The organism is Rhodococcus sp. D-46, assembly GCF_011290655.1.
Classification (GTDB): domain Bacteria; phylum Actinomycetota; class Actinomycetes; order Mycobacteriales; family Mycobacteriaceae; genus Rhodococcus_F; species Rhodococcus_F qingshengii.
Genome location: NZ_JAANTF010000014.1, coordinates 121,170 through 128,843 on the forward strand (window position 1 = coordinate 121,170; position 7,674 = coordinate 128,843).

At 61.7% G+C, this 7,674-nt stretch carries 6 protein-coding genes; 5 read left to right on the plus strand and 1 reads right to left on the minus strand.

Annotated elements, in window-relative coordinates:
* Window positions 1-10: 10 nt before the first annotated feature.
* The 5 genes from G9U53_RS30750 (at window position 11) to G9U53_RS30770 (ending at window position 6,993) form a co-directional block, all read left to right on the plus strand.
* On the plus strand, window positions 11-1,648 hold the full coding sequence (locus tag G9U53_RS30750) for a hypothetical protein (RefSeq protein WP_165639850.1): 1,638 nt from the start codon (window positions 11-13) through the stop codon (window positions 1,646-1,648).
* Window positions 1,649-1,746: 98 nt separating this feature from the next.
* The gene (locus G9U53_RS30755) at window positions 1,747-2,766 is read left to right on the plus strand and encodes a hypothetical protein (protein ID WP_165639851.1); all 1,020 of its coding nucleotides are present in this window, start codon (window positions 1,747-1,749) and stop codon (window positions 2,764-2,766) included.
* A 191-nt stretch (window positions 2,767-2,957) separates the two neighbouring features.
* Complete coding sequence (locus G9U53_RS30760) at window positions 2,958-5,555, plus strand: hypothetical protein (protein WP_165639852.1); 2,598 nt, start codon at window positions 2,958-2,960, stop codon at window positions 5,553-5,555.
* A 12-nt stretch (window positions 5,556-5,567) separates the two neighbouring features.
* Window positions 5,568-6,665, plus strand: a complete 1,098-nt coding sequence (locus tag G9U53_RS30765) for a hypothetical protein (protein WP_207624735.1) — start codon at window positions 5,568-5,570, stop codon at window positions 6,663-6,665.
* Between the two features lie 46 nt (window positions 6,666-6,711).
* On the plus strand, window positions 6,712-6,993 hold the full coding sequence (locus G9U53_RS30770; protein WP_064112201.1) for a WhiB family transcriptional regulator: 282 nt from the start codon (window positions 6,712-6,714) through the stop codon (window positions 6,991-6,993).
* A gap of 74 nt (window positions 6,994-7,067) precedes the next feature.
* Here G9U53_RS30770 and G9U53_RS30775 read toward each other — a convergent pair whose 3' ends face one another.
* Window positions 7,068-7,574 carry a metal-dependent hydrolase gene (locus G9U53_RS30775; protein WP_165639854.1) on the minus strand — a complete coding sequence of 169 codons (507 nt, stop codon included), beginning with the start codon at window positions 7,572-7,574 and terminating at the stop codon, window positions 7,068-7,070.
* Window positions 7,575-7,674 lie beyond the last annotated feature (100 nt).

Here is a 7,674-nt window from a genome sequence, read left to right on the forward strand (position 1 = left end):
AGTGATCATATTGAGCACAGTTCCGGACATCTGGATTCGTACGGTGCAGTCCATCCGAGCAGCTTCACGCGAACTCGTGGACACCACCGTCGATATCCACCTGTTCGGCATCGACGGCACCGCGTTGCTCGAAACGCCAGTGCTGTCAGCCTTCTCCCCGAACCGTTTGCTCATCGACGTCGCGCGGATGGGCGCTGTTATCAGTCCTGATACACGCATGGATTCGATGGTGCATCGCATGGCGCACCCAGAGGCGTCGGGCTTGATCGTCTCCCGACTCAGTGTCTTCGCAGTGGACGGATGGTGGCAGAACCCCGAACACGGAGGAACCGAGGCATGGGCGGCCGCGCGAGACCTGGCACAGATCGTTTGTGAATCGAAGCTGGCAGTAGCGAGGGATGGAGAGCGCACCATCATGCACGCTGCACTCGGAATGCTCGCCCCCATGCCACCTTTGCTGACTCAGAGGGAACTGGCGCGTGTCCTACTCGCCGGTGTTCTCCCTCGAGTGGATTTACTTGTGGTGCCGGGCTTGATGATACGGCGAGCGAAACAGTGGATCGTGCACCATTGCGGGCACGACGGGTTAGCCAACTGTGTGAAAATCTGGCGCACGGCAACGCGTCTCGACGCTCACGACCACGCTCGATGGGAATCAGTCGGCGCAGATTTCAGCGCAGCAGTCGACGCTGCAGTTGAAGGTATCCCAAACACGGCACTCACAGCCGAAGTGGTGCAGCAGATCATCGAGCCGATCGAGACCGCCATCAAGGCCGCTGTCGCCGAAGCACTCGATATCGCAGCGCGTTTCAACGGAACCGGACTCGAAATCGTCGGAAACCGGTCGGGGCTGGTGGAAGAACCTCTCGACGCCGCTGGGATCGGATTGCCACGTAGTCGAATGCTCAGCTACTCCGACCCCACGGATGCCGAACGCACAGCACGGGACCTGTTCGCCGACAAACTGTCTGAAGCAAGCTACCGATCGCCGGGTGTGCGCCCGGTGCCCGTGGCGTATCCAGCTGGTCGCCTTAACCCCCGGGAACTGGTCCGCTACAGCGCGCAAACCCAACTGGGATTGCAAGCCACCGCGAAACCATGGACTCAGCAGAGGATCGCACCTCGAGCGCGGGTGCAGTTGACCTTCGCGATGGTCTTCGACGCGTCACTGACAATGGCGCGGTGGGCGAACTACGCCGGACCTTTGGGATGGGCGACAGCATCCGCAGTGCATCAACTCGGCGGCACCTGCACAGTGCGAGGGTTCGGAGGTGGCACTTTCGACGTCATCAAAGCCGGAACGGCCCCCGCCCAGGTACCACGTGTCGTCGACAGCGGATCCGGATCCGACGGCTGCGACATCGCGCTGACCGAGGTGATCGCAGACAGTGACATCCTCAACCGGACCGGGGCACGGATCGTCGTCGTACTGACGGACGGGAAGCTGCCGGCGGACGACGCCGCAGCCATCGACAACGCGATCGACCTGCTTCGAGACTCCGGAACGCTCGTGTTGTGGGTGCTGCCCTCAGCGAAGGTGACGGCCCCTGTGATCCCCGAGCGCACAACGGTCCTCACCTCGGTGACACCGGAATCATTCATCGCCGTCGTTTCCCAGGCAGTGATCGACGAGCTCGAACGAGCCTGAGAATGGGGCTGTTTGTGAGCCATCAATGACCGGAACACCCACCTCTACCGTGATCTGTACTCACGGTTGCCGGCATCGCCGGCAGGAAGGTGTCACTCATGACTCACACACCACCCCGCATCACCCCGATCAGTCGCCAGGACGCTGCGGCCGCGGATCCGACCAAGACATGCGGACCGCTCGTCATCGACGACGGACACGTTCACGCGGTCGGCGAAGCGCATGGGCGATTGGTCCCGATGGTCGGTCAGATTCGACCGTTCTTGTACGACGCAGCTTTCGAAGGTGTCCGCGTCTATGCCGATCGAGTCGATGATGTCCTGGCGGTGATGCTCGGTGACCGATATGCCGAACTGACTGCAGCCCTAGACGAACTCGATCTGCACCCAGTCCCTGCACCCGATGAGTCCGACCTCGAACCCGTCGACGAAATCGCAGCAGTCGCCGGCTTGCCGCCAGGCGACGACCTTGGTGAATCTGTGTCGGAAGCTGAGCTGGCTGTGTTCGCCTCTCACATGGCATACAAGGACAAGCAAGCTCGCATCAAGTACGAGATGGCGCTGATCCGACGGCGTCATGCGGATGGTCAACGCGTTCGTCTGCAAAGCGCTATCAACGAGGAGGCCCATGCCGATGGCAGCTGGCTTGTCATGACTGATGAGCAGCGCGCACTTCTCCTGTCCGCCGGTGATCCGAATGGGCAGTCACCGGCAGGCGTTATCGAAGAAGTGCCGATCTCTATCGACGGAGTCGACGGCACCCTCATACAGACGACCGTGGAACGAGGGGTCTGGACAGCTGACACACGCCTTGTCGTCAACACTGGTGACTACTCACCCTGGGAGCCGATCCCTTTCCCGGAGTCAGCAATCATCCGACTGGACGAGCACGACGAAGAGGTCGAGGTTCAGACCCGGAGCAACCTGGTGATCCTTCGTATCGACACGCCGGACGACTACCTCGAATCGCTCAGTGACGCAGGACTCGTACACCTGAAAGTCACCCCGACCGAACAACCGGACGACTTCTTTCGAGGCGCCGAATCGATCCTTGTCGAAGCGGCAAACGAGGCGCGTTTGGCCGAAGGATCCCCAGCACAATCGCACCATGATTCATGAGGTACTCACTGGCACACGAAGTGTCTGCGGTATCTGTACTACACATACAACACAGCACCCGCCGCGTCTCAGAAACAAGGGCCTGGCCTGCGGTTATAGCCGGACAGGGTGCTGGCGCACTCGCGCCAAAGGCGGCATGATGTCACCTATCGGAGATCTCCACATCCACCACCTCACAGGGAGGTAACGGCATGGTTTGCCGCGAAAACAAGGGCCGCTCGTTCACCATCGGGTTCACGAAAGCGCTGCAACGGCAGATGGGCGGAAGCGCCTTCCACGACGCTGAGGTTCAGTCGACCCAGCACGAGTTCACACACCAACTCGAAGACATGAATCGGCAGTTCACCCAAGACCCCGAACAGTGGCGCCAAACCCAGATCAAGGTCTGGGAGGCCGTCCGTCAAGACGTCGCCGACTCCACTGCGTTCTCCGACGAGTCGAAGTACCGTGTCTCCCCGGGACGCGGAGGACAGCCGGGATACATCACACGGATCGACCAAGAACTCGACCGCCTGAAAACAGGGAAAGACGAACACGGCAAGCCGTTGGGGCCGGAACAACAGAACACCCCAGCACAGCTGGCATCAGTCATGCGCATGGGCGGAATCCTCGAACGCATCGGACCCGCAAAAGACAATTTCCTCGAAATGAACGCCCGCCACCGAGGAATCAGCATGGGAGAAGCTCAACGCGAGTGGAACACCCTGATGAACCGCAAGGGCGACTTCTCGAACATCAGCCTCACCGACGACTATCGCAACAGCATGAAGGGCGCCGGCATAACGGCCCGCGACCAGTCCGACCTGGGCATTTCCGGCCGTGCTCGCGACACCATGCGACAGATGGAACAACGCCGACTTGCCGCTGTCCACTCACACGAGACCAGACCCGCGATCCGCCCCGAACACAAACTGCGCTCCTTCATCGACCCCAAATCCGAAGGCGCACAGATACGTTGCGAACAGTGTGGCCAATTCGGGCACCTCGGCGCGGCCTGCCCCAACGGCGACATCGTCAGCAAGAAGAAGTCACTCCAGCAGCAGGCCGAAATCATCAACCGCACAGCGGAAGCCGGACGAATCCGCAAGATGCTCTCGCGTTCCGACAAGGAACTGCAGGCCGGCATGGATACCCACTTCCCCGGCCAGTACGAGGACGTAGCCGCTTTCAGGGCCGCCAATGAACAGCGCCTCAGCGGAGTACTCGCCGGAAACCCCGAGATGGACGATGTGGAGCTGCGCGACGCACAACGACAGATCAGCCGTCAGGAGAAGCGACTCGACAAGGAACTCGAAGCACGCGGGGGATCCGCATCCTGGATCAAAGACGTCTCTTACAACCCCGAGAACGGGCTTCTGGTCGTACGCCCACATGACTACACCACCAAGTCCGGTGAACGGCGGACAGCGCGACCCTTCATGCGGCGAGTATCTCCAGAGAACGTGCAGGCAATGCTCGACAGCGACGAAGCATTCGGGCAGGCCATCAACGATCTCGGCATGATCAGGGGAGCGAAACTCGACAACTACGGTTTCGAGAACGAAGACGACTACGCCGAATCTCTCGTACAGCGAAAGTGCCCGTCCTGCGGTCAATTCGCATCCCTCAACAGCGGGCACCGCTGCCCTGTCCCGGGTAGCCCAAGCGAGGAATACAAGGCCCGCGAACTCGCAGCGAGCAGCGCTTATCGGACCCTTCTGGCGAAGACGAAAGGCAACGACGACGGACAGGTCGCGAAGCCGATGCACCGTCGACAGTCTTTCACCACCGAAAGTCGTACCATCCGGGTTCGCGGAGAAAACAACGAGCCCGTTGAAGGCACCATCGTCACCGCGCGCGCAGCCGACGTCCTCAGCACGTCCAACGGCGGACACATCGCCAACCCTCCCGTCCGCGCCAGCTATCCAGACGCCACAGTGTCCGGCACCGTCGCAGTGTGGGAAGACCTCGACGGCCGCCGAGTGTTCTCCCCACACTCCGCTGCGGGCGGACGCGGCCTGAAATGCAGCTGCGAGGACTACTCCAAACGATCCTGGTGCCGCCACATCGCGGCAACCAGCAACGTCCTCGCACGCCGATACGAAGCCGGGAACGCCGGAAAGTCGCAGCCAGGTGGCCCCACGGTTGCGGACAACGTCGCCGCCGACGCACCGATCGGGGCCCAGGAACGACTGTCCTACGGGAAGATTCAGAAGATGAGGGCCAGCGCGAACGCGGAGTTCGTCGAAGCCTACAAAGCCCGACCCAGTAGCGGCGCCAGCATGGCAGCGCCCGCCGCGTTGCCTCCCCGTGACACCAACGGAAACCCGATCCCCGAACCAACACAATGGGATCGGTCACTGGAGCAGTCCAAGCGCACCGGTAAGCCTGTAGACCTCGACGACACCAAACAGGTCACCTACCGAGTCCGTAAGCTCCTCGCAGGCCGACCACCGCGTGTTTCATTCTCGGTGCGCCCAGACAAGGACGGCGGCATCACCGTCGATATTCCGCCTAAGCACCGCGGAACGAGCCAGGAAAGCTACTACCGCCAAGAGCTGGCAACACTCCTCGGCACACCTGCGCTCAAGGGCCGACGTGGCTTCTATATCGCGCCCACTCCGTCCGCCCGCCATTCAGCTCTCGAACGGGCAGCAGGCGACCCCGAACGGATCCGGCCCTCCGAATGGGTCACCCGCATCGATCCGGAACGCGCAGAAGCGAACCGGGAACGCCAGACAGCCACTCGTGGACAGAACAACCAGGGCGCTGACCCGGCAATCGCCGGCCAAAGCGCTGCAGCACGGTAGCGGGGGACGATCATGTCCATGACAGACGAGATCGACGCGGCCGTCGCCGCAGCAGCTGGTGGGCTCGATATCGCGGAGGGTGACGTACGGGCCGCCGGTGAGGGCCCATGCAGCCCTGACGAAGCGCGCGAGCTGATCAGCAAGGCGATCGACGCAGCCGACACGTTTCAGTCGACGATGCGACAACTGTTCGTACGGCGTGCCCACGAGGCATTGGGGTACCCGACGCCACGAGAGATGCTGCTCAGCGAGTTCCGCGGATCGTTAATCAATCCGCGGACCGGTGCGCCATACGGGGACTCGCACGTTCACCGGATGGCGCGTGTCGCCTGGTTGACATGGGCTGTCGCCGAGCGCACCGGTGTCGACATGACCGAACTCGAAATTCCGGAGCGGCCACTGCGAGAAATCTCGCCAGGCGTCGATCGAGCAGGGGACCGCGATCTGGTCGATCAGATCGCCGACCGGGTCGACCAAATCGCGCGAGGAAAGCACGCGACGGCCGACGACGTCAGCGGTGTAATCGACGACGTCATTAACGAGAACGCAGGACGGAAACCGAGAGCACTACCGGACCCCGACGATGTGCCGCCCGAAGCACCATCAGGCGACTTCGATTCCATCCAAGGCGAAGGCGAATTCGGGGGGAGAGCAGTCTCACCACGCAAACCTGCAACCTCCAACGATGAAGACGCCGACGGTTCCTACTCTCCGGACAGTGGCCCTCAACCAGCTCATGGCGGCGGGCAAAATGGAGCAGCGACAGCAGCATTCGAGGGCGGAGGCAATGAAAATCTGCCGCCGGTACCGCCAGGGGCGCACGACGGCACTCACCTGGACATGAAGTCGGCGATGACTGCGCTCCGGGAGCACGGAGACTTCGTCCGCCACCTGCAGGACATCAACTCGATCGGCGAACGCCTACCCGACGTCGCTGCCGTCCGAAGCAAACTGCCGGACTTCCTCGACGCCGTGGACGACACCGAGCTCCATGCGTTCCGCAGCCAAGTCGCGGCTGCGAAAGATTTCCTCGAAGAGGCCATAGCAGCGAAGTCGGCGCTCGACGCGGTGCTCGAGGAATCAGATTTCCGCATCGACGATCTGTACTAACCGATACCTCCGACTGGCCTCACCGGACGAGAAAGGAGTCAAAACCTTGAAACTCAAGCAAATTCCAACGACGTACAGCGATCTGGTTTCCGGCGAAGACAGTCAGCCCGCACCGCTGTGCCGAGATGCAGCCAACCCCGATCTCTGGTTTCCGCGAAACAACGAAGCAATCGCCATCGCGAAGCAGGTGTGCGCACAGTGCCCCCTCACAAGTCGATGTCTGCAATTCGCCCAGCAATCCCGCGAAACAGGGGTCTGGGGCGGACAACTCCTCGAACACGGCAAGGTCCGGATAAGGCCACTCCGCGACCTCGCCGCAGAACTGTAGGAACGGAACCAGCTGTAAACGAAAGAACGAAAGCGTCACCCCGGCAGCGCAAAGCAGCCGGGGTGATGCCGCTTCTACGACCAGCCCATCCCGACCGATGCCGGGGAGAACACAACCACGTACGCCAAGGCGACCGCAATGCATGTGAACGCACCGAGCAGAATTTTGTCCGCTGGGCCCGACGCCTTGATACGCACCGCTGCAGGCGGAGCGACATCCCACCAACGCTTTCCGTTGATCTTCACGAACGGAGCCAGCATCGGCACACCCATCTTCGTGCCGGCATCACCGAGCAAATGTGTGATCACACCGACCGTTACGGCCGCGCCCAGCGCTACCCCCGACACAGACTCCGGTGCCGCCACCCAGGTCAATACCGATAGCCCCGCTGCTGCACCGGTCACAGCCAGCCAATCGTTCTTCTTCACCCATTGAGGGAACAGCCCTCGGATCGCCAACCCCAGCATCAGGAACAAAACGCCGATCGTCGCAGGTTTCCCAAACGCTGTCACCAACGCTGTCACCGCCAAGCCGGCAAGCACAGCGAACCCGAGTGTCGACGGCCATCGTAAGCTCCCCACTGGCGGCCATTTATGGCGCATTTTGTGGCCATGGTTTCTCCCCGCGTACGGCCAGATAGTTCCCCACCTGCTGTGAGTCAGATTCGGTCCCGGCAACGCT